Source organism: Clostridium sp. Marseille-QA1073 (assembly GCF_054863625.1).
This window is the reverse complement of the sequence record NZ_JBSVQM010000009.1, coordinates 16393-36392: the sequence shown is the minus strand read 5'-3', so window position 1 is coordinate 36392 and position 20000 is coordinate 16393. Positions and strand designations below refer to the sequence as shown.

The 20000-nt window shown below is 33.0% G+C and carries 35 protein-coding genes; all 35 read left to right on the top strand.

The window, feature by feature from the left end:
- Positions 1-21: 21 nt before the first annotated feature.
- The 35 genes from rplB (at position 22) to ACY1IQ_RS09840 (ending at position 19823) form a co-directional block, all read left to right on the top strand.
- Complete coding sequence (gene rplB / locus ACY1IQ_RS10010; RefSeq protein WP_461613804.1) at positions 22-855, top strand: 50S ribosomal protein L2; 834 nt, start codon at positions 22-24, stop codon at positions 853-855.
- A gap of 65 nt (positions 856-920) precedes the next feature.
- Positions 921-1202, top strand: coding sequence for a 30S ribosomal protein S19 (gene rpsS / locus ACY1IQ_RS10005; RefSeq protein ID WP_461613803.1), 282 nt, complete (start codon positions 921-923; stop codon positions 1200-1202).
- Between the two features lie 22 nt (positions 1203-1224).
- On the top strand, positions 1225-1560 hold the full coding sequence (gene rplV, locus ACY1IQ_RS10000; protein WP_039630658.1) for a 50S ribosomal protein L22: 336 nt from the start codon (positions 1225-1227) through the stop codon (positions 1558-1560).
- A 16-nt stretch (positions 1561-1576) separates the two neighbouring features.
- Positions 1577-2242 carry a 30S ribosomal protein S3 gene (gene rpsC / locus ACY1IQ_RS09995; RefSeq protein ID WP_461613802.1) on the top strand — a complete coding sequence of 222 codons (666 nt, stop codon included), beginning with the start codon at positions 1577-1579 and terminating at the stop codon, positions 2240-2242.
- Positions 2243-2269: 27 nt separating this feature from the next.
- Positions 2270-2713: a 50S ribosomal protein L16 gene (rplP, locus tag ACY1IQ_RS09990; RefSeq protein WP_461613801.1), complete on the top strand. Its 444-nt coding sequence runs from the start codon at positions 2270-2272 to the stop codon at positions 2711-2713.
- Positions 2703-2915: a 50S ribosomal protein L29 gene (gene rpmC, locus ACY1IQ_RS09985; protein ID WP_039630665.1), complete on the top strand. Its 213-nt coding sequence runs from the start codon at positions 2703-2705 to the stop codon at positions 2913-2915. The genes rplP and rpmC overlap by 11 nt, the downstream gene beginning before the upstream one ends.
- Positions 2916-2936: 21 nt before the next feature.
- Complete coding sequence (gene rpsQ, locus ACY1IQ_RS09980) at positions 2937-3191, top strand: 30S ribosomal protein S17 (protein ID WP_039630667.1); 255 nt, start codon at positions 2937-2939, stop codon at positions 3189-3191.
- A 24-nt stretch (positions 3192-3215) separates the two neighbouring features.
- The gene (rplN, locus tag ACY1IQ_RS09975; protein ID WP_039630669.1) at positions 3216-3584 is read left to right on the top strand and encodes a 50S ribosomal protein L14; all 369 of its coding nucleotides are present in this window, start codon (positions 3216-3218) and stop codon (positions 3582-3584) included.
- Positions 3585-3601: 17 nt separating this feature from the next.
- Complete coding sequence (gene rplX, locus ACY1IQ_RS09970; RefSeq protein WP_191738581.1) at positions 3602-3916, top strand: 50S ribosomal protein L24; 315 nt, start codon at positions 3602-3604, stop codon at positions 3914-3916.
- Between the two features lie 22 nt (positions 3917-3938).
- Positions 3939-4481, top strand: coding sequence for a 50S ribosomal protein L5 (rplE, locus tag ACY1IQ_RS09965; RefSeq protein ID WP_039630674.1), 543 nt, complete (start codon positions 3939-3941; stop codon positions 4479-4481).
- 15 nt (positions 4482-4496) lie between these two features.
- On the top strand, positions 4497-4682 hold the full coding sequence (locus tag ACY1IQ_RS09960; protein WP_010295312.1) for a type Z 30S ribosomal protein S14: 186 nt from the start codon (positions 4497-4499) through the stop codon (positions 4680-4682).
- 31 nt (positions 4683-4713) lie between these two features.
- Complete coding sequence (gene rpsH, locus ACY1IQ_RS09955) at positions 4714-5112, top strand: 30S ribosomal protein S8 (RefSeq protein WP_461613800.1); 399 nt, start codon at positions 4714-4716, stop codon at positions 5110-5112.
- Between the two features lie 23 nt (positions 5113-5135).
- The gene (gene rplF, locus ACY1IQ_RS09950) at positions 5136-5675 is read left to right on the top strand and encodes a 50S ribosomal protein L6 (RefSeq protein ID WP_039630680.1); all 540 of its coding nucleotides are present in this window, start codon (positions 5136-5138) and stop codon (positions 5673-5675) included.
- A gap of 25 nt (positions 5676-5700) precedes the next feature.
- The gene (gene rplR, locus ACY1IQ_RS09945) at positions 5701-6063 is read left to right on the top strand and encodes a 50S ribosomal protein L18 (protein ID WP_039630681.1); all 363 of its coding nucleotides are present in this window, start codon (positions 5701-5703) and stop codon (positions 6061-6063) included.
- A 17-nt stretch (positions 6064-6080) separates the two neighbouring features.
- A complete protein-coding gene (gene rpsE / locus ACY1IQ_RS09940; protein WP_191738572.1) occupies positions 6081-6578 on the top strand; it encodes a 30S ribosomal protein S5 in 498 nt (165 codons plus the stop codon).
- Positions 6579-6591: 13 nt separating this feature from the next.
- A complete protein-coding gene (rpmD, locus tag ACY1IQ_RS09935) occupies positions 6592-6771 on the top strand; it encodes a 50S ribosomal protein L30 (protein WP_039630685.1) in 180 nt (59 codons plus the stop codon).
- 18 nt (positions 6772-6789) lie between these two features.
- Positions 6790-7230 (top strand): 50S ribosomal protein L15, encoded by a 441-nt coding sequence (gene rplO, locus ACY1IQ_RS09930; protein ID WP_461613799.1) that lies wholly within the window; start codon positions 6790-6792, stop codon positions 7228-7230.
- Positions 7231-8508, top strand: coding sequence for a preprotein translocase subunit SecY (gene secY, locus ACY1IQ_RS09925; protein WP_461613798.1), 1278 nt, complete (start codon positions 7231-7233; stop codon positions 8506-8508).
- 20 nt (positions 8509-8528) lie between these two features.
- A complete protein-coding gene (locus tag ACY1IQ_RS09920; RefSeq protein ID WP_461613797.1) occupies positions 8529-9191 on the top strand; it encodes an adenylate kinase in 663 nt (220 codons plus the stop codon).
- On the top strand, positions 9178-9924 hold the full coding sequence (map, locus tag ACY1IQ_RS09915; protein ID WP_461613796.1) for a type I methionyl aminopeptidase: 747 nt from the start codon (positions 9178-9180) through the stop codon (positions 9922-9924). Before ACY1IQ_RS09920 ends, map begins: the two co-directional genes overlap by 14 nt.
- Before the next feature lie 13 nt (positions 9925-9937).
- The gene (locus tag ACY1IQ_RS09910) at positions 9938-10207 is read left to right on the top strand and encodes an RNA-binding protein (RefSeq protein WP_461613795.1); all 270 of its coding nucleotides are present in this window, start codon (positions 9938-9940) and stop codon (positions 10205-10207) included.
- Positions 10208-10214: 7 nt separating this feature from the next.
- Positions 10215-10433: a translation initiation factor IF-1 gene (gene infA / locus ACY1IQ_RS09905; RefSeq protein ID WP_039630697.1), complete on the top strand. Its 219-nt coding sequence runs from the start codon at positions 10215-10217 to the stop codon at positions 10431-10433.
- Positions 10434-10448: 15 nt separating this feature from the next.
- Positions 10449-10562, top strand: a complete 114-nt coding sequence (gene rpmJ / locus ACY1IQ_RS09900) for a 50S ribosomal protein L36 (protein WP_025434559.1) — start codon at positions 10449-10451, stop codon at positions 10560-10562.
- Between the two features lie 49 nt (positions 10563-10611).
- Complete coding sequence (rpsM, locus tag ACY1IQ_RS09895; protein ID WP_461613794.1) at positions 10612-10980, top strand: 30S ribosomal protein S13; 369 nt, start codon at positions 10612-10614, stop codon at positions 10978-10980.
- A gap of 12 nt (positions 10981-10992) precedes the next feature.
- Entirely contained in the window at positions 10993-11388 is a 396-nt protein-coding gene (gene rpsK, locus ACY1IQ_RS09890; protein WP_186269536.1) for a 30S ribosomal protein S11, read from the top strand.
- Between the two features lie 19 nt (positions 11389-11407).
- A complete protein-coding gene (gene rpsD, locus ACY1IQ_RS09885; protein WP_461613793.1) occupies positions 11408-12028 on the top strand; it encodes a 30S ribosomal protein S4 in 621 nt (206 codons plus the stop codon).
- A gap of 64 nt (positions 12029-12092) precedes the next feature.
- The gene (locus ACY1IQ_RS09880) at positions 12093-13040 is read left to right on the top strand and encodes a DNA-directed RNA polymerase subunit alpha (protein ID WP_461613792.1); all 948 of its coding nucleotides are present in this window, start codon (positions 12093-12095) and stop codon (positions 13038-13040) included.
- 12 nt (positions 13041-13052) lie between these two features.
- A complete protein-coding gene (rplQ, locus tag ACY1IQ_RS09875) occupies positions 13053-13394 on the top strand; it encodes a 50S ribosomal protein L17 (RefSeq protein WP_039630707.1) in 342 nt (113 codons plus the stop codon).
- Positions 13395-13533: 139 nt separating this feature from the next.
- The gene (locus ACY1IQ_RS09870; protein ID WP_461613885.1) at positions 13534-14385 is read left to right on the top strand and encodes an energy-coupling factor transporter ATPase; all 852 of its coding nucleotides are present in this window, start codon (positions 13534-13536) and stop codon (positions 14383-14385) included.
- Positions 14370-15224: an energy-coupling factor transporter ATPase gene (locus ACY1IQ_RS09865; RefSeq protein ID WP_461613791.1), complete on the top strand. Its 855-nt coding sequence runs from the start codon at positions 14370-14372 to the stop codon at positions 15222-15224. The genes ACY1IQ_RS09870 and ACY1IQ_RS09865 overlap by 16 nt, the downstream gene beginning before the upstream one ends.
- Positions 15225-15272: 48 nt before the next feature.
- On the top strand, positions 15273-16076 hold the full coding sequence (locus ACY1IQ_RS09860) for an energy-coupling factor transporter transmembrane component T family protein (RefSeq protein ID WP_461613790.1): 804 nt from the start codon (positions 15273-15275) through the stop codon (positions 16074-16076).
- A gap of 12 nt (positions 16077-16088) precedes the next feature.
- Positions 16089-16823 carry a tRNA pseudouridine(38-40) synthase TruA gene (truA, locus tag ACY1IQ_RS09855; RefSeq protein WP_461613789.1) on the top strand — a complete coding sequence of 245 codons (735 nt, stop codon included), beginning with the start codon at positions 16089-16091 and terminating at the stop codon, positions 16821-16823.
- A gap of 183 nt (positions 16824-17006) precedes the next feature.
- On the top strand, positions 17007-17444 hold the full coding sequence (rplM, locus tag ACY1IQ_RS09850) for a 50S ribosomal protein L13 (protein ID WP_291561043.1): 438 nt from the start codon (positions 17007-17009) through the stop codon (positions 17442-17444).
- A gap of 26 nt (positions 17445-17470) precedes the next feature.
- On the top strand, positions 17471-17863 hold the full coding sequence (gene rpsI, locus ACY1IQ_RS09845; protein WP_461613788.1) for a 30S ribosomal protein S9: 393 nt from the start codon (positions 17471-17473) through the stop codon (positions 17861-17863).
- A gap of 325 nt (positions 17864-18188) precedes the next feature.
- Positions 18189-19823, top strand: a complete 1635-nt coding sequence (locus ACY1IQ_RS09840; RefSeq protein WP_461613787.1) for a Na/Pi cotransporter family protein — start codon at positions 18189-18191, stop codon at positions 19821-19823.
- Positions 19824-20000 lie beyond the last annotated feature (177 nt).

The window sequence follows — 20000 nt, the reverse complement described above, 5'->3', positions numbered from 1 at the left end:
GAAAAGAAGGAGGGAAACCTAATGGCAGTTAAGAAGTTTAAACCTACCACACCTTCAAGAAGAAATATGACAATGGCTACATTTGAAGAGATAACTACTGATGTACCTGAGAAGTCACTTCTTGTAAGCAAGAAAAAAACAGGTGGTAGAAATGCACATGGTAAAATTACTGTTCGTCATCACGGTGGTGGAGCGAAACAAAAATATAGAATAATTGATTTTAAGAGAAGAAAAGATGGTATTCCAGCAAAGGTTGCAACTATTGAGTATGATCCAAATAGATCAGCATATATTGCTTTAGTTGTATACGCAGATGGTGAGAAGAGATACATAATAGCTCCAGTAGGATTAAAAGTTGGAGATGTAATAGTATCTGGTCCAGATGCAGATATAAAAATAGGAAACACTCTTCCAATAGCTAACATACCAGTTGGTACTGTAATTCACAACATAGAATTACAAGTTGGAAAAGGTGCTCAACTTGTTAGATCAGCAGGTTCTTCAGCTCAGCTTATGGCTAAAGAAGGAGAATATGCTCAAGTGAGACTTCCAAGTGGAGAAGTTAGATATGTAAGAATTAACTGCAGGGCTACTATAGGAACAGTTTCTAACTTAACTCATGAAATTGTTAAGATAGGTAAAGCAGGAAGAAAAAGACACTTGGGATTCAGACCTACAGTAAGAGGTTCTGTTATGAACCCTAATGACCATCCACACGGAGGTGGAGAGGGAAGATCTCCTATCGGACATCCAAGTCCACTTACTCCATGGGGTAAACCAGCTCTTGGATACAAAACTAGAAAAACTAAAAAATACTCTGATAAATTTATCGTTAAGAGAAGAAATAAGAAATAATAAGAAGAGAATATTTTATTCTCTTCTGAATTACGCATATATGTATGAAGGGAGGCAACTAAAACATGAGTAGATCTATAAAAAAAGGACCTTTTGTAAAAGAGTCACTTTTAAATAAAATCAACGAAATGAACAAAAATGGTGAGAAGAAAGTTGTAAAAACTTGGTCAAGAAGTTCTACTATCTTCCCACAAATGATAGGTCACACTATCGCAGTTCATGATGGAAGAAAACATGTTCCTGTATATATTCAAGAAGATATGGTAGGACATAAATTAGGTGAATTTGCTTTAACTAGAACTTTTAAAGGTCACATCGATAAGTCAAAATCAAGTAAAGTAAGATAGTCCGGGAAGGAGGAAATACACGATGGAAGCTAAAGCTATAGCAAGATATGTGAGAATGTCTCCAATGAAAGTTGGTATCGTTCTTGATTTAATAAGAGGTAAAGATGTAAATGAAGCTTTTGCTATATTACAATATACTCCAAAAGATGCAGCTGAAGTTGTAAATAAAGTACTAAAGTCAGCAGTTGCAAATGCAGAAAATAATTTAAGTTTAGATAGAAATAGATTATATGTTGCAAGTGCACATACTGGTCAAGGTCCAACATTAAAAAGATTTAGACCACATGCGCAAGGAAGAGCTTTCAGAATAAGAAAGAAAACTAGCCATATAACTTTAGTAATCAAAGAAAGAGCATAAGAAGGAGGGATATATAGTGGGACAAAAAGTACATCCACACGGCTTAAGAGTTGGTGTAATCAAAGATTGGGATGCTAAATGGTACGCAGAAGGAACTAACTTTGCAGATAATTTAGTTGAAGACAATCAGGTAAGAGAATATCTTAAAAAGAAGTTATACACTGCAGGAATTTCTAGAATAGAAATTGAAAGAGCAGCAAAAAGAATAAAACTTAATATACATACTGCTAAACCAGGAATGGTTATAGGAAAAGGCGGTCAAGGTATAGAAGAACTTAAAAAAGGATTAAAGGACATTGTTAAAGCTAGTAATGTTCTTATTAATATCGTAGAAGTTAAAAATCCAGAAAACAACGCTCAATTAATGGCTGAAAGCATAGCAGCTCAATTAGAAAAGAGAATATCTTTTAGAAGAGCTATGAAACAAACAATTCAAAGAGCTATGAGAACAGGTGTTAAAGGAGTTAAAACAGCTTGTTCAGGAAGACTTGGTGGAGCGGAAATCGCTAGAGCAGAATTCTACCATGAAGGAACAATTCCGCTACAAACTTTAAGAGCTGACATAGATTATGGATTTGCAGAAGCAGACACAATTTATGGTAAAATTGGAGTTAAGGTTTGGGTATATAAAGGAGAAGTTCTTCCAACAAAGAAAGTTGAAAAGGAAGAAGCTAACGCTTAATAACGTGTAAGGAAGGAGGAATATGACATGTTAATGCCTAAAAGAGTTAAACATCGTAAGGTTCATCGTGGCAGAATGAAAGGTAAAGCTACTAGAGGTAACTTCATCGCTTACGGAGATTACGCTTTACAAGCAACTGAATGTGGTTGGATAACAAGCAACCAAATTGAGTCTGCCAGAATAGCTATAAATAGATACGTAAGAAGAGGAGGAAAGGTTTGGATAAAAATCTTCCCTGATAAGCCAGTTACTGAGAAGCCAGCTGAAACACGTATGGGATCTGGTAAAGGTTCACCAGAGTACTGGGTAGCAGTAGTTAAACCAGGCAGAGTGTTATTTGAAATCTCTGGAGTTTCAGAAGAAGCTGCTAGAGAAGCTATGAGATTAGCATCTCACAAACTACCAGTTAAAACTAAGTTTGTGACAAGAAAAGATTTTGAGGAAATGGGTGGTGAAATCAATGAAGGCTAATGAATTAAAAGAGTTGAGACAAAGTACTCCTCAAGATTTGCAAGTAAAATTAACTGATTTAAAATCAGAATTATTTAACCTTAGATTTCAGTTAGCTACAGGACAGTTAGAAAACCCAATGAGAATTAAACAGGTTAAAAAGTCTATAGCCCAAATTAAAACCATCCTTAGAGAAGAAGAATTAAGGGCTTTTGAGCAGTAATACTGAAAGGAGGTTCGTCTTGTGGAAAGAGGAAATAGAAAGACAAGAATAGGAAGAGTTGTTTCTGATAAAATGGATAAAACAATCGTTGTTGCAGTTGAAACAAAGGTTAGACATCCACTGTACGGAAAAACAGTTAACAGAACTACAAAATTCAAAGCTCATGATGAAAATAATGAAGCTAGAATTAATGATAGAGTATTAATTATGGAGACAAGACCATTATCAAAAGATAAGAGATGGAGACTTGTTGAAATCACTGAAAAGGCTAAATAGTTAACTGAAAGGAGGGTATTTTACATGATACAACAACAAACATTATTAAAGGTAGCAGACAACTCTGGTGCTAAGGAAATAATGTGTATTAGAGTACTAGGTGGTTCCAAAAGAAAATGGGGAAACATCGGAGATATAATCGTTGCTAGCGTTAAAAGTGCAACACCAGGTGGAGTTGTTAAAAAAGGTGACGTTGTTAAGGCAGTTATTGTTAGATCAGTAAAAGGTTTAAGAAGAGCAGATGGTTCATACATTAAATTTGATGAAAACGCAGCTGTTGTAATAAAAGAAGATAAAAATCCAAGAGGAACTCGTATCTTCGGACCTGTTGCTAGGGAGCTAAGAGATAAAGAATTTAATAAGATATTATCATTAGCACCTGAAGTTCTATAAGATAGGAGGTAGCTATAATGAAAGTTCATGTTAGAAAGAAAGATACAGTAATGGTTATTTCTGGTAAAGATAAAGGAAAAATTGGTGAAGTTTTAGCTGTTTATCCTAAAACAGGAAAAGTTGTAGTTAAGGACGTTAATGTTGTTACTAAGCACCAAAAGCCTAACAGACAAAACATGCAAGGTGGAATAGTACACTTTGAAGGAGCTATAAACAGTTCAAAAGTTATGTTATACTGCAATAAGTGTAAATCTGTTACTAGAATAAGCAACAAAATATTAGAGGATGGCACTAAAGTAAGAGTGTGCAAGAAGTGCGGAGAAACATTTTAATTCGCGAAAGGAGGTTTAACCAATGGTTGCAAGACTACAAGAAAAATACAATAATGAAGTAGTTCAAGCTATGATGGAGAAGTTCGGATATAAAAACATAATGGAAGTACCTAAGCTTGAAAAGATAGTAGTAAATATGGGAGTTGGAGAAGCTAAAGATAATTCTAAGGTTCTTGAGGCTGCTGTTGCTGACATGCAACTAATAACAGGACAAAAGGCAATCTTAACAAGAGCTAAGAACTCTGTAGCAAACTTTAAAATAAGAGAGAACATGCCAATCGGCTGTAAAGTTACATTAAGAAAGCAAAAAATGTTTGAATTTGCAGATAAACTAATCAACATTGCTTTACCTAGAGTTAGAGACTTCAGAGGAGTTCCTTCAAAATCTTTTGATGGAAGAGGTAACTACGCATTAGGAATAAAAGAGCAATTAATATTCCCTGAAGTAGAATATGATAAGATTGACAAAGTAAGAGGTATGGATGTAATATTCGTTACTACTGCAAAGACAGACGAGGAAGCAAGAGAATTATTAAGATTCCTTGGAATGCCATTTGCTCAATAATAAGGAGGGAATAACGTGGCACGTAAAGCTTTAATAGAAAAATGGAAAAAAGAGCCTAAATATTCAACTAGAGCTTATACAAGATGCAGACTATGTGGAAGACCACATTCTGTATTAAAGAAATTTGGTATTTGCCGTATTTGTTTCAGAGAACTTGCTTATAAAGGACAAATTCCTGGATGTAAGAAGGCAAGTTGGTAATAAATTCATTATATGAAAGGAGGCACAATAAATGGTTATGACTGACCCTATCGCAGATTTGCTAACTCGTATAAGAAATGCAAATGTTGTTAGACACGAAATATTAGAAGTTCCTTCTTCAAACATAAAGAAGGCAATCGCAAACATAATGCTTCAAGAAGGATACCTTAAAAATATAGAAGAATATCAAGATGGTTCTGTAGCAATGTTAAGACTTACTATGAAGTATGGTCAAAACAAAGAGAGAGTAATAACAGGACTTAAGAGAATATCTAAACCAGGCTTAAGAGTATATACAAAGAATGAGGATATTCCAAAAGTATTAAATGGATTAGGAGTAGCAATAATATCTACTTCAAAAGGAATCGTAACTGATAGAGACGCTAGAAAATTAGGATTAGGTGGAGAAGTAATCTGCTATATCTGGTAGTTTGATGAACAGGAGGTGCAATTATGTCAAGAGTAGGAAGACTTCCAATAGCTATACCAAGTGGTGTAACAGTTACAGTATCACCAGAGAACGTTGTTACAGTTAAAGGACCTAAAGGTGAATTAACTAAAGCAATGGCGAAAGATATAAATATAGCTATAGAAGATAATTCAGTGGTTGTTACAAGACCAAGCGATGTAAAAGAACATAGAGCTCTTCATGGATTAACAAGAGCATTAATAAATAACATGGTAATCGGAGTAACTAACGGTTACACTAAAATACTTCAATTAGTTGGTGTTGGATACAGAGCAACACTAAAAGGAAATAAATTAACATTAAACCTTGGATTCTCACATCCAGTTGAAGTAGAAGCAGTTCCAGGAATCACATTTGAAACTCCTGATGCTAACACAATACACGTTAAAGGCATAGATAAAGAACTAGTTGGAGATATTGCTGCCGACATTAGAACGTGGAGAAAACCTGAACCTTATAAAGGAAAAGGAATTAAATATTCTGATGAAGTTATAAGACGTAAAGAAGGTAAAACAGGTAAATAATAAATAGTGGGAAGGAGTGAAGGTAATGTTCAAAAAGGCTGATAGAAAACTATCAAGAGAAACTCGTCACTTAAGAGTACGTAAAAAGATATCTGGAACAGCTGATAGACCAAGATTAGCTGTTTATAGAAGTGAAAAGAACATATATGCTCAAATTATAGATGACGTAGCTGGAAGAACTTTAGTTGCTGCTTCAAGTTTAGATAAAAATCTTGAATTAAAGGCTGGAAGCAACAAAGAAGCTGCTAAAGCTGTTGGAGAGTTAATAGCTAAAAAAGCATTAGAAAACGGAATAAAAGAAGTGGTATTTGACAGAGGCGGATACGTTTACCACGGAAGAGTACAAATGCTTGCAGAAGGTGCAAGAGAAGCAGGACTTCAATTCTAAAAAAAGGAGGGAAATTCATGAAAATAGATCCTAGCACACTAGATCTTAAAGAAAAAGTTGTTTACATTAATAGAGTTGCTAAGGTTGTTAAAGGTGGAAGAAACTTCAGATTCAGCGCACTAGTAGTTGTTGGAGATGAAAACGGACACGTTGGCGTTGGAATGGGTAAATCTATTGAAATACCTGAAGCTATAAGAAAAGGTATTGAAGATGCTAAAAAGAACCTTGTAAAAGTTGAATTAGACGGAACTACAGTTCCTCATACTATAGATGGAAAATTTGGTACTGGAAGAGTGCATATAATGCCAGCTACAGAAGGTACAGGAGTTATCGCTGGAGGTCCAGCAAGAGCAGTGCTTGAGCTTGCAGGATTAAAAGACGTTAGAGCTAAATCTTTAGGTTCTAACAATCCAAGAAACATGGTAAATGCTACAATCAATGGATTAGCAAACTTAAGAACAGCAGAGCAAGTTGCTAAATTAAGAGGCAAAACTGTTGAAGAAATTTTAGGATAGGAGGGGAATGACCTTGGCTAAACTTAAAATAACATTAACAAAAAGCTTAATCGGTAGAAAAAAAGACCATATAGCTACAGTTAATGCATTAGGATTAAAGAAAATAGGTAAAACTGTAGAGCACGAGGAAACTCCTCAAATCAGAGGTATGGTAAACAAAGTTAATTACCTACTGAAAGTAGAAGAAGCATAATACAAGGAGGTGTAGACTATGAAACTTCATGAGTTAAAACCTGCAGAAGGATCAAAAAGAGCGGCTAAAAGAGTTGGTAGAGGTACTGGTTCAGGCTGGGGTAAAACTGCAGGAAGAGGCCAAACTGGACAGAACTCAAGATCAGGCGGTGGTGTAAGACCTGGATTTGAGGGAGGTCAAATGCCTTTATACAGAAGATTACCTAAAAGAGGATTTACTAACATATTCGCTAAAGAATATGCTTGCATAAATGTTGATAGATTAAATATATTTGAAAATGGTACAGAAGTAACACCAGAATTACTAATCGAAAGAGGAGTAATTAAAAAAGTTTATGACGGTGTTAAAATATTAGGAAATGGTAACTTAGAGAAAAATTTAACTGTTAAAGTTAACAAAATCTCTAAAGCTGCTGCTGAAAAGATCGAAGCCGCTGGAGGCAAAGTTGAGGTGATATAGATGTTATCAACCCTACGAAATGCTTGGAAAGTTCCAGAGCTTAGAAAAAGGATGCTATTTACGTTATTTATAGTGGTGATATTTAGACTAGGAATATTTATTCCTGTTCCTGGGGTAGATGCTAGTAAGCTAGCTAACTTAACAAGCTCAGGAACATTGTTCACCTTCTATGATATGCTTTCCGGTGGTGCTCTAAGCAAGTTTAGTATATTTGCCATGGGTGTAGGACCATACATAAATGCATCGATCGTATTGCAATTATTAACAATAGCAGTTCCATATTTAGAGCAACTTTCTAAAGAAGGTCAAGACGGAAGACAAAAAATTCAAAACTACACAAGAATTGCAGCAATAGTTTTTTCAGTAATTCAAGGTATTGCTGTATATGCTATGATAAATAGTGCTGGAGCACTTCAAATGGATGGAAAACTTGGGTTGTTTTTAGTAATTCTTACAACCACTGCTGGTTCGACATTATTAGTATGGTTAGGCGAACAGATACAAGTATATGGAATTGGAAATGGAGTTTCAGTAATAATTTTTGTAAATATTATTTCTACCATTCCAACCATGGCTTACCAAATTGGCGGACTTCAAAAGGCCGGTGAAGTAAGTGTAGTAGAGGTTATAATATTTATACTAGTAGCCTTGGCTTTATTATTATCAGTTATTTTAGTAAATTTAGCAGAAAGAAGAGTGCCTGTACAATATGCAGGAAAAGCAGTAGGAAATAAAGTGTTCAGAGGACAATCAACGCACATTCCTTTTAGCTTAAATTCATCTGGAGTTATGGCGATAATTTTTTCTATGTCAGTGATGCAATTCCCTGAAACAATAGCTAGAATTTGGCCATCATCTTCTTTTGCAAAGTTTGTAATGGAAAGTCCTTGGAGTATATTCCAAAGAGGGTCTTTAAAATATGTAGTAGTGTATTTCGTATTAATATTATTCTTCTCATGGTTCTATACTATAGTTACATTAAAACCAGATGAGATGGCTGAAAATATGCATAAATCATCAGGATTTATACCAGGTATAAGACCAGGAGAGAAAACAGCAATTTTCTTAGAAAAAGTTTTAACTAAAGTATCCATAATAGGAGGAACTTTTGCAGGAATAATAGCTGTATTCCCAATTATAATGGAATCCTATACTAAATTTAAAGGAATAGCCTTTGGAGGAACTAGTATATTAATTATTGTTGGAGTTGCTCTTGAAACGATGAAGCAACTTGAATCACAATTAGTAATGAGACATTACCAAGGTTTCCTTAAATAAATATTTTGGAGTTGATGCTAGTGAAAATCATTTTATTAGGTCCTCCGGGAGCCGGAAAAGGAACACAAGCTAAATCGATTAGTAATAAATACTCCATACCGCATATATCAACAGGAGACATTTTTAGAAAAAACATTTCTGAAAAAACTCCTCTAGGAATCGAAGCTAAGAGTTATATAGATAAAGGGCATTTAGTGTCTGATAAACTAACCATAGATATCGTACAGGATAGATTAGAGCAAGAAGACTGTAAAAGCGGTTTTTTACTTGATGGCTATCCAAGAACTGTGAATCAAGCAGAAGCCCTAAAAAACTTTTTAGAAGAAAAAGGAGAGAAACTTGATACAGCTCTATTAATAATGGTTCCAAAAGAGTATATAATTGATAGAATGACGGGCAGAAGAGTTTGTTTAAGCTGTGGAGCAAGCTATCATGTTAAGTTTAATCCTACTAAAGTAGAAGGCAAATGTGACATTTGTGGTAGCGTTGTAATACAAAGAGACGATGACTGTAAAGAAACAGTAAATGAACGTCTTGAAATATATGATGCTCAAACACAACCGCTTATAGATTACTATAAGGAACAAGGCCTTCTATCCGAAGTTGATGGAACCCAAGCTATTAATGATGTTTTTAAGAATATTTGTGGTATCTTAGGAGCGATAAATAGTGATAATAATTAAAAGTGATATGGAAATTGAATATATGAGAAATGCAGGTAAAGTAGTTGCTGATACACTTGCAACCATAGAGGCGGTAATAAAGCCTGGAATAACAACTGCAGAAATCAATAAATTGGCGGAAGAGTTCATATTAGAACAGGGTGCAAAACCATCTTTTAAAGGATACGGTGGATTTCCGGCTTCCATATGTGCATCAGTGAATGATGAAGTTATTCATGGAATCCCTGATAACAGGGTTTTACAAGAAGGAGATATCATAAGTGTAGATTGTGGAGCAGTTCTAAATGGGTTTCATGGTGATGCAGCTAGAACTTTTCCAGTAGGTAAAATATCTAAAGAAGCTGAAGAGCTTATTAGGGTTACTAAAGAATGTTTTTTCAAGGGTGTTGAAAAGGCAAAGGTAGATAATAGGCTTACAGATATATCAGCAGCAATTCAAATCTATGCTGAAAGCTTTGGATATTCTGTGGTTAGGGATTTTGTAGGACACGGTATTGGTAAGTCCATGCATGAAGATCCTCAGGTTCCTAATTACGGCATTGCTGGTAGAGGACCAAAGTTATCTCATGGAATGGTTCTTGCAATCGAACCTATGATAAACATTGGTAAGTTTAATGTTAAGGTAAAACCTAATGGATGGACGGTTGTTACAAGTGACGGAAGCTTATCCGCACACTACGAAAACACTGTAGCTATATTAAACAGTGGTCCTGAAATATTAACTTTAAGCTAATGAGGTGAATGGATTGGATGATAATAACCTTTTAGGTAAGGTGGTACATTCTAAATCAGGAAGAGATCGTAATAGATACTTTATAATAGTAGGTATACTAAATGCTGATTATGTCTATATTTCAGATGGAGACTTAAGAAAGATTGAGAAACCTAAGAAAAAGAAAATTAAACATTTAATTTTTACGGATATAATAGCAGATGAGATCAGAGAACTAATCTTACAAGGTAAGAAGATTAGCAATTCTAAGATAAGAAAGTTTTTGCAGGTTGAGGAGGTTTGATTACCTTATGTCAAAAGATGATATAATTGAAATGCAAGGTGTGGTTTTAGAAGCACTACCAAATGCAATGTTTCAAGTTGAACTTGAGAGTGGGCATAAAATATTAGCACATATATCAGGAAAGTTAAGAATGAACTTTATTAGGATATTACCAGGCGATAAGGTTACAGTAGAGCTTTCTCCATATGATTTGACACGTGGGAGAATAACTTGGAGAGATAAGTAATAAGGAGGGTTAGCTATGAAAGTAAGACCATCAGTTAAACCTATATGTGAAAAATGTAAAATTATAAAAAGAAAAGGAAGAGTAATGGTTATCTGTGAAAATCCTAAACATAAACAAAAACAAGGCTAGTAAATAGCTAGTTAGAGTATTTAATGTACTTAGGAGGTGCAAATTGTAGATGGCAAGAATAGCAGGTGTTGACCTACCAAGAGAAAAAAGAGTTGAGATAGGTCTAACTTATATATTTGGTATAGGATTACCAAAATCACACGAGATACTTAAAGCTACATCAGTTAATCCAGACACAAGAGTTAAAGATTTAACTGAAGAAGAAGTTAATGCTTTAAGAGAGTATATAAATAAGAATGTATTAGTTGAAGGTGACTTAAGAAGAACAGTTGCTCTTGATATAAAAAGATTAATGGAAATCGGATCTTATAGAGGAATAAGACATAGAAGAGGACTTCCAGTAAGAGGACAAAAGACAAAAACAAACGCTAGAACAAGAAAAGGTCCTAAGAAGACAATAGCAGGCAAGAAGAAATAGTAAGGAGGGAATATAATGGCTCAAAAAGTTAAAAGAAGTAGAAGAAGAAAAGAAAGAAAAAATGTTGAGCATGGTGCAGCACATATTAAATCTACTTTCAACAATTCCATCGTTACACTTACTGATGCAGCTGGAAACGCATTGTCATGGGCTAGTGCAGGTGGATTAGGATTTAGAGGATCAAGAAAGAGCACACCATTCGCAGCTCAAATGGCAGCTGAAACTGCAGCTAAAGCAGCAATGGAACATGGATTAAAAAGTGTTGAAGTTTACGTAAAAGGACCAGGAGCAGGAAGAGAGGCAGCTATAAGATCTCTACAAGCTGCTGGATTAGAGGTTACTTTAATAAAAGACGTAACTCCAATTCCACATAACGGATGTAGACCACCAAAAAGAAGAAGAGTTTAGTAAACAGGAGGTGTAATTAATGGCAAGATATACTGGCGCTACTTGCAAAATTTGCAGAAGAGAAGGTTTAAAACTTAACCTTAAAGGTGACAGATGCTTCACAGAGAAATGTGCTTTCGCTAGAAGAAGCTATGCACCAGGACAGCACGGACAAAGTAGAAAAAAAATGTCAAACTACGGATTACAATTAAGAGAAAAACAAAAAGCTAAAAGATTATATGGAGTTCTTGAAAAACAATTTAGACTATATTATGATAAAGCTGAAAAACAAAGAGGTATAACAGGTGAAAACCTATTAAGATTACTTGAGTTAAGACTTGATAATGTAGTATATAGATTAGGATACGGAAATTCAAGAGCTGAAGCTAGACAATTAGTTAATCATGGACACTTTTTAGTAAATGGAAAGAAAGTTGACATTCCATCATATAGTGTTTCATTAAACGATGTAATATCAGTATCTGAAAGAAGCAAAGCTACTGAGAAATTCAAAGTGTTCAATGAGAATCCAAAAACTTTACCTAACTGGTTAGAGGCTAACCAAGCTGCTTTCGAAGGAAAGGTTGTATCTTTACCAGCTAGAGAAGATATAGATGTTCCTGTTAACGAAACATTAATCGTTGAGTTATACAGCAAATAGTCAATAATTTAAATCAGTTGCCCTCAAAATAGAACACCCATTTAATAAAGAAGGAGGGTTATATATGTTAGAAATAGAAAAGCCAAAAATAGAATGTGTAGAAACCGCTGAAAATGGTACATATGGAAAGTTTGTCATTGAACCATTAGAAAGAGGTTATGGAATAACTTTAGGTAATGCTTTAAGAAGAATTCTTCTTTCTTCATTACCTGGAGTTGCTGCAAATTCAATCAAAATAGAAGGTGTACTTCACGAATTTTCAACAATAAATGGAGTAAAAGAAGATGTGTCAGAGTTAATTCTAAACATAAAAGGATTAGCTTTAAAAATGACAGGGGAAGGTTCTAGAACAATATATATTGACGCTGAGGGACCAGGTGAGGTAACAGGCGCTGATATTAGAACTGATGGAGATGTAGAAGTTATTAACAAAGATATTCATATTGCTACTTTAGATGAAAATGCTAAGTTATTTATGGAGATCAATGTTAGCAAGGGAAGAGGTTATGTTTCTCAAAATAAGAACAAAACTGAAGACAAACCTATAGCTACTATACCTGTAGACTCAATATATACTCCTGTTAAGAGAGTTAACTATACAGTTGAAAACACAAGAGTAGGCCAAATTACTGATTATGATAAGTTAACTATTGAAATTTGGACTAATGGAACAATTAGACCTGATGAAGCAATAGGATTATCAGCTAAAATTCTTATCGAGCACTTTAAGCTATTTATGACATTAACGGATCATGCGGATAATGTTGAAATAATGGTTGAAAAAGAAGAAGATAAAAAAGAAAAAGTATTAGAAATGACAATAGAAGAGCTTGATTTATCTGTTAGAAGCTTCAACTGCTTAAAAAGAGCAGGTATAAATACTGTTCAAGAATTAACAGAGAGATCTATGGATGACATGATGAAAGTTAGAAACTTAGGAAAGAAATCTCTCGAAGAAGTTGAACAAAAACTTGAAGCCTTGGATTTATCATTTAAACCAAGTGAAGAGTAAGGAGGTATAGACATGGCACAACAACGTAAGTTAGGACGTCCAACTGATCAAAGAATGGCAATGCTTAGAAATCTTGTGACTAGTTTCTTAAAGTACGGAAAGATTGAAACTACTGAAACTAGAGCTAAAGAAACTAAGAGACTAGCTGAAAAAATGATCACTCTTGCTAAAAGAGGAGACTTACATGCTAGAAGACAAGTTCTTGCATTTGTGACTGAAGAAGAAGTTGTTAAAAATTTATTTGATAATGTAGCTCCAAAGTATGCTGAAAGAAATGGTGGATATACTAGAATAATGAAAGTAGGTCCAAGAAGAGGCGACGGAGCAGAAGTTGTTATATTAGAATTAGTATAATATATTCCAGGGGATTAAGTATGCCTAGCTTAGTCCCCATTTTATTATAGATATTGAGTATTTTTGATATTATATGGAGGGATAAGAAATGGAAAGTAATAAAAATTTCGCGGCAGATAACCCTCAAGCTTTAGATAAAATTAATGATGAAAAAATCGAAATACACAGTGAAAATTTAGTCTTTAAATATGATAATAATGGAAATGATGATGGAAAAATAGCTATTAATTCTGTTAATATCGATATTAATAAAGGAGACTTTGTTGTTATTTTAGGTCATAATGGTTCAGGAAAATCCACTTTTGCTAAGCATATAAATGCATTGCTTATACCTACAGAAGGTAAATTATATGTAGGTGGATTGGATACGACAGTAGAAGAAAATGTGTGGAATATAAGGAACAAAGCAGGTATGGTATTCCAAAATCCAGACAATCAAATAGTTGCAACTATAGTGGAGGAAGATGTAGCTTTTGGACCAGAAAATTTAGGAGTTGAACCTGAAGAAATAAGAAGAAGAGTTGATGATTCTTTAAAAAGAGTTAATATGTATGAGTATAAAAAACATGGACCACATCTACTATCTGGAGGACAAAAACAAAGAGTGGCTATAGCAGGTATTTTGGCGATGATGCCAGAATGTATAGTTCTTGATGAACCTACAGCAATGTTAGATCCTTCTGGTAGAAAAGAAGTTATAAAGACCGTTAGAGATTTAAATAAAGAATATGGGATAACTATAGTACTTATAACACACTATATGGAAGAAGCAGTAGAAGCAGACAAAATATATGTTATGGATTCTGGAAAAATTGTTATTGAAGGAACTCCTAAAGAGGTATTTAAAGAGGTAGAGACAATGAAAAAACTTGGTTTGGATGTACCTCAAATGACAGAACTTTCTTACGAGCTTAAGAAAAATGGTATTGATATAAGTGAAGATATATTAACTATAGATGAGATGGTGAATGCATTATGTCAATTAAAATAGAAAATTTAACTCATATATATATGCCAAAGTCACCTTTTGAGAAAACAGCATTAGATAATGTGTCTGTTGAGATAAAAGATGGTGAGTTTGTCGCTCTAATAGGTCATACAGGTTCAGGAAAATCAACTTTAATCCAACATATTAATGGATTATTAAAGCCTTCTTCAGGAAAGATAGTAGTAGATGATGTAGATATTACTGCGCATGGAGTAAAGCTTAGTGATATAAGAAAAAGAGTAGGATTAGTGTTTCAATATGCTGAGTATCAATTGTTTGAAGAAACTATAGAAAAAGATATTGCTTTTGGACCTCGTAATTTAGGCTTAAATGAAGAAGAAATTACTTCTAGAGTAAAAAGAGCAATGAATATAGTTGGATTAGACTATGAAACTTATAAAGATAAATCACCTTTTGAGTTAAGTGGAGGTCAAAAAAGAAGAGTAGCTATAGCAGGAGTTGTAGCTATGGAACCGAAGGTTCTTATATTAGATGAGCCTACCGCTGGGTTAGATCCAAAGGGACGAGATGAGATACTTGGTAAGATAGAATTATTACATAAAGAATATAATATGACTATAATTTTAGTTTCTCATAGTATGGAAGATGTAGCAAAAGTAGCAAATAGAATATTAGTTATGGAAGGTGGAAAATGTATTTTAGATGGCCCTCCAAATTCAATATTCAAAGAAGTGGAAACTTTAGAGAGAGTTGGCCTTGCAGTACCACAAGTTACCTATTTAATCAGAGAACTTAGGAAAAAAGGCTTTGATATATCAGAAGACATATTTACCTTAAAACAAGCTACTACTGAAATACTAAGGGTTCTAAAGAGTTCATAATATATTGTGTAAAAGTGTAATTTTCTTTTACCCATTGGAGGAGTTAATATGATTAAAGATATTACAATAGGACAGTATGTTCCTGGTGACTCTTTTATACATAAGCTTGATCCTAGAGTTAAAATATTAATATCACTATTCTTTATAATAGATTTATTTTTAGTCAATAACTTTATGGGGTATTTAGTGGTATTTCTATTTTTAATGTTGATTATAAATATATCTAAAGTTCCTTTTAGATATATTTATAAAGGGTTAAAGCCAATATTTATATTGATGTTAATTACAGCAGTATTCAATTTATTCTTTACTAGAGGAGAAGTTTTGTTATGGGAGTGGGGGTTTATAAAGATATATAAAGAAGGTATTATATTAGCTATATTTATGATATTGAGATTGACCTTCTTGATTGCAGGCACATCTTTATTAACTTTAACTACTTCACCAATAGAGCTTACTGACGGTATAGAAAAGTTACTTAATCCTTTTAGAAAAATAGGGGTTCCTGCCCATGAGTTAGCTATGATGATGACAATAGCACTTAGATTTATACCTACGCTTATGGATGAGACAGATAAAATTATGAAGGCACAAATGGCTAGAGGTGCGGATTTTGAAAGTGGTAATCTATTAAGTCGAGCAAAAAATCTAATTCCGTTGTTAGTTCCACTATTTATAAGTTCTTTTAGAAGGGCAGAAGAATTAGCTATGGCAATGGAAGCAAGATGTTATAGAGGTGGCGAAGGAAGAACTAGAATGAAGGTATTAAAGCTAACTAATAAAGATACTGTAGCATTTATAGGATTTGGTGTATTTACATCATTAATTTTATTACTTAGAATTTATTTATAAAGGTGTTAGATTATGAGAAATGTAAAATTGATAGTAGAGTATGATGGTAGCAATTATTCTGGATGGCAAAAACAAAATAATAATATTACGGTACAAGGTACTTTAGAAGAAATCCTTAGTGAATTGACTAAGGAAAAAATTGAAATTATAGGTTGCAGCAGGACAGACAGTAAGGTCCATGCAAGAAAATATGTATGTAATTTTAACACTAATAGTACTATACCAAGTGATAAGTTTAAAGAGGCTTTAAATGTAAAGCTTCCTTGTGATATAGCCATATTGGAATCTTCAGAAGTACCGCTAAGCTTTCATGCAAGATATGATTGTATAGGTAAAAAGTATAGCTATACTATACTTGAGAGAGCTGTTAAAGCAACTATTGATAGAAATTTTACATATCAATGTAAATATAATCTAGATATAGAAAAAATGCAGGAAGCTACTAAATATTTTATAGGTACTCATGATTTTTCAGCTTTTAAAAATAGTGGAAGTTCTGTGAAAACATCTATTAGAAATATAACAGAGCTTAAAGTGGAAAAACTAGGAAATTATATAAAAATATATGCTTCAGCAGATGGATTTTTGTATAATATGGTAAGAATAATAGTAGGTACATTAGTTGATGTAGGTACTAATAAAATAAAGCCAGAAACTATTATAGATATTATAAATTCTAAAGACAGATCAAAAGCAGGAAAAACTGCACCACCACAAGGTTTATGCCTAGAAGAAGTCTATTATTAATTAGTTATATTTTAACATAAAAATCTATATTTTTATTATGTAATAATATTTTAAATAATTGACACGCGTGGCAAATTGTATTATAATATCTATGTTTGTATAGTAAAATTGTGTATAAGATCCACTAGCCCCGGATCTTTAGCATAGAATTCGGACTGTTAAAAATTCAGGGAGGGAAAAGAAATGAAATCATACTTAGCAAAACCAAATGAAGTTCAAAAAAAATGGTATGTAGTTGATGTTGCAGGAATGCCATTAGGAAGAGCTGCCAGCCAAATAGCTTCTATATTAAGAGGAAAAAATAAACCACAATTTACACCACATGTTGATACTGGAGACTATGTGATAGTTGTAAATGCGGATAAAATAGTTTTAACTGGAAAAAAATTAGATCAAAAAATGTTAAGACATCACTCATTATATCCAGGTGGATTAAAAGAAACTCCATACAGAGAAGCTTTAGCTAAAAAGCCAGAGTTTGTATTTGAAGAAGCTGTAAGAAGAATGCTTCCAAATGGAGTATTAGGAAGAAAAATGCTTAAAAAATTAACTGTATACAGAGGACCAGAGCATAAGAATCACGCTCAAAACCCAGAAGTATTAGAGTTAAGATACAAATAAGCTAGTAGTTGGAGGGAGGAAGAAAAATGGCAAAAGTTCAATATTTTGGAACAGGAAGAAGAAAGAAATCAGTTGCTAGAGTTAGACTTGTACCAGGAGAAGGTAAAGTTATCATAAATAAAAGAGATGCAGAAAATTATTTTGGATTAGAAACATTAAGATTTATAGTTAATCAACCATTAGCATTAACAGGAACAAAAGAAAAATTTGATGTTTTAGTTAACGTACACGGTGGTGGATATACAGGTCAAGCTGGTGCTATAAGACACGGAATATCAAGAGCACTATTAAAAGCTGACGAAAATTTAAGACCAGAATTAAAGAAAGCTGGTTTCTTAACAAGAGACCCAAGAATGAAAGAAAGAAAGAAATACGGTCTTAAAAAAGCAAGAAGAGCTTCTCAGTTCTCAAAAAGATAATATTTCGGATTTATTTATGTATTTATACCAAAGTTATTCAAGTGTTGATCTTTGGAATACATATGGGAGATGCATATACTCAATTGAGTATATGCATTTTTTTGTGTAAATCTCCTAGTAGTGGATAGAATGAATTATATAATTAGTGAAATTTATTATTAATACAATGGATTATCTACATATTTAATTATATTTTAAAATTTCATGAAAGATAAAAGTTATGTTATGTTTATGTTAAATTTGCAAATTACATATTAACAGTATTGAATATATATTGTATCATTTAAATGGAATTTTACTGAGCAAATTTTTTTGGAGGTAATGTATGGAAGTATTTATTACAGTGATTAATTTATTTGGAGGACTTGGTTTATTTCTTTATGGAATGAAAATGATGGGTGATGGACTTGAGAATGCTGCCGGAGATAAGTTAAAAGGAATATTTGATAGGATAACATCAAACCCAGTAAAAGGAGTATTAACAGGAGCAATAGTTACAGCAATTATACAAAGTAGTAGTGCTACTACAGTTATGATTGTAGGATTTGTTAATGCAGGACTTATGAATTTATATCAAGCAACTGCAGTTATAATGGGTGCAAACATAGGTACAACAATTACTGCCCAACTTATAAGTTTTCAATTTGATGCACTTGCTCCAGCATTTTTAGCAATAGGTGCAATGATAGTGTTATTTACTAAAAGAAAAAATACTAAACAAATTGGTAATATTATATTAGGATTTGGTATATTATTTTTAGGACTAGAATTGATGAAGAACTCAATGTCACCACTAGCAAATTCATCATTTTTTTCTGAGTTAATAATAAAACTTCAAGGTAAGACAATACTAGGAATTTTATTAGGAGTAGTGATGACAGCAGTAATACAGAGCTCTTCTGCATCAACTGGAATATTAGTTGCACTAGCATCAACTGGTGCATTACCACTTAATGTTGCAGTACCTATACTATTTGGTAATAATATAGGAACTTGTGTTACAGCACTAATTTCAAGTATAGGAACGTCTAAAACAGCTAAGAAAGCAGCACTAATTCATTTATTATTTAACGTTATAGGAACATTAATATTCATACCATTAATTGGTCATTTAACTGGCATAGTTCAAGGTATAACACCAGGTATGGGAGCAGAAGCTGTTAAAAGACAAATAGCAAACGCACATAGTATATTTAATATAATTAATACTTTAATATTAATGCCATGTATTAAATTATTAGTATATATAGTAAACAGAATAATCCCAGGAGAAGATGAAAAAGAAGCAATGGGAGTACAATACATAGATGAAAGATTACTAGAAACTCCAGTTATTGCCTTAGGACAAACTACAAATGAATTAGTAAGAATGGCAAATAAGGCAAAAGACAATTTAGAATTAGCTATGGATGCTTTTAATAATAATAATGAAGAATCTCTTAATAAGGTTTATGAAAATGAAAAATTGATAAATATATTAGAAGATGATATAACTAGATTTTTAGTTAAACTTTCAAATACAGAAATTGGTGAAGAACAGAAGAATATTGTAGCAGCAATGTTTCATGTGGTAAATGACATTGAGCGTATAGGAGATCATGCTGAAAATATTGCTGATTTAGCTAGTGAAAAAATGGCAAAACATATAGTGTTTTCAGAAGAGGCAAGTAAAGAACTTTTATCAATGTTCAATTACACAGTAAGTGCATTAGAAATGAGCATAGATTGTTTTAAACATTATAATAAAGAAAAAGCTCGTACAGTAAGAGGAGTAGAAGAGAGAATAGATGGATTAGAAAAAGAGTTAAGAGCTTCACACATTAGAAGACTTAACACAGGTATATGTAATGCTACAGTAGGTGCTATATTCTTAGATGTTATAAGTAATTTTGAAAGAATAGGTGATCATGCTGTAAATGTAGCTGAAATAGTTTCAGAAACACCATATAAATTAAATTAGTGTATATAAAATAAACTAGTCAGTATGCTCAAAAATGAATGGGTATACTGACTAGTTATTTTTAATTTCATTGCTAAATTTTAGTTATAAATAAAAACTTATTTTTATATTATAAGAATGTAATAATAAAGTATGAACTAGCTGAATAAATATAATTACAGAATAATATATTAAAGG

Bases quoted from the DNA above. Each gene is read 5' to 3' on its own strand.
- rplB (WP_461613804.1), top strand. From the start codon at position 22: ATGGCAGTTAAGAAGTTTAAACCTACCACACCTTCAAGAAGAAATATG.
- rpsS (WP_461613803.1), top strand. From the start codon at position 921: ATGAGTAGATCTATAAAAAAAGGACCTTTTGTAAAAGAGTCACTTTTA.
- rplV (WP_039630658.1), top strand. From the start codon at position 1,225: ATGGAAGCTAAAGCTATAGCAAGATATGTGAGAATGTCTCCAATGAAA.
- rplP (WP_461613801.1), top strand. From the start codon at position 2,270: ATGTTAATGCCTAAAAGAGTTAAACATCGTAAGGTTCATCGTGGCAGA.
- rpmC (WP_039630665.1), top strand. From the start codon at position 2,703: ATGAAGGCTAATGAATTAAAAGAGTTGAGACAAAGTACTCCTCAAGAT.
- rplN (WP_039630669.1), top strand. From the start codon at position 3,216: ATGATACAACAACAAACATTATTAAAGGTAGCAGACAACTCTGGTGCT.
- rplX (WP_191738581.1), top strand. From the start codon at position 3,602: ATGAAAGTTCATGTTAGAAAGAAAGATACAGTAATGGTTATTTCTGGT.
- rplE (WP_039630674.1), top strand. From the start codon at position 3,939: ATGGTTGCAAGACTACAAGAAAAATACAATAATGAAGTAGTTCAAGCT.
- rpsH (WP_461613800.1), top strand. From the start codon at position 4,714: ATGGTTATGACTGACCCTATCGCAGATTTGCTAACTCGTATAAGAAAT.
- rplF (WP_039630680.1), top strand. From the start codon at position 5,136: ATGTCAAGAGTAGGAAGACTTCCAATAGCTATACCAAGTGGTGTAACA.
- rplR (WP_039630681.1), top strand. From the start codon at position 5,701: ATGTTCAAAAAGGCTGATAGAAAACTATCAAGAGAAACTCGTCACTTA.
- rpsE (WP_191738572.1), top strand. From the start codon at position 6,081: ATGAAAATAGATCCTAGCACACTAGATCTTAAAGAAAAAGTTGTTTAC.
- rplO (WP_461613799.1), top strand. From the start codon at position 6,790: ATGAAACTTCATGAGTTAAAACCTGCAGAAGGATCAAAAAGAGCGGCT.
- secY (WP_461613798.1), top strand. From the start codon at position 7,231: ATGTTATCAACCCTACGAAATGCTTGGAAAGTTCCAGAGCTTAGAAAA.
- infA (WP_039630697.1), top strand. From the start codon at position 10,215: ATGTCAAAAGATGATATAATTGAAATGCAAGGTGTGGTTTTAGAAGCA.
- rpmJ (WP_025434559.1), top strand. From the start codon at position 10,449: ATGAAAGTAAGACCATCAGTTAAACCTATATGTGAAAAATGTAAAATT.
- rpsM (WP_461613794.1), top strand. From the start codon at position 10,612: ATGGCAAGAATAGCAGGTGTTGACCTACCAAGAGAAAAAAGAGTTGAG.
- rpsD (WP_461613793.1), top strand. From the start codon at position 11,408: ATGGCAAGATATACTGGCGCTACTTGCAAAATTTGCAGAAGAGAAGGT.
- ACY1IQ_RS09880 (WP_461613792.1), top strand. From the start codon at position 12,093: ATGTTAGAAATAGAAAAGCCAAAAATAGAATGTGTAGAAACCGCTGAA.
- rplQ (WP_039630707.1), top strand. From the start codon at position 13,053: ATGGCACAACAACGTAAGTTAGGACGTCCAACTGATCAAAGAATGGCA.
- ACY1IQ_RS09865 (WP_461613791.1), top strand. From the start codon at position 14,370: ATGTCAATTAAAATAGAAAATTTAACTCATATATATATGCCAAAGTCA.
- ACY1IQ_RS09860 (WP_461613790.1), top strand. From the start codon at position 15,273: ATGATTAAAGATATTACAATAGGACAGTATGTTCCTGGTGACTCTTTT.
- truA (WP_461613789.1), top strand. From the start codon at position 16,089: ATGAGAAATGTAAAATTGATAGTAGAGTATGATGGTAGCAATTATTCT.
- rplM (WP_291561043.1), top strand. From the start codon at position 17,007: ATGAAATCATACTTAGCAAAACCAAATGAAGTTCAAAAAAAATGGTAT.
- rpsI (WP_461613788.1), top strand. From the start codon at position 17,471: ATGGCAAAAGTTCAATATTTTGGAACAGGAAGAAGAAAGAAATCAGTT.
- ACY1IQ_RS09840 (WP_461613787.1), top strand. From the start codon at position 18,189: ATGGAAGTATTTATTACAGTGATTAATTTATTTGGAGGACTTGGTTTA.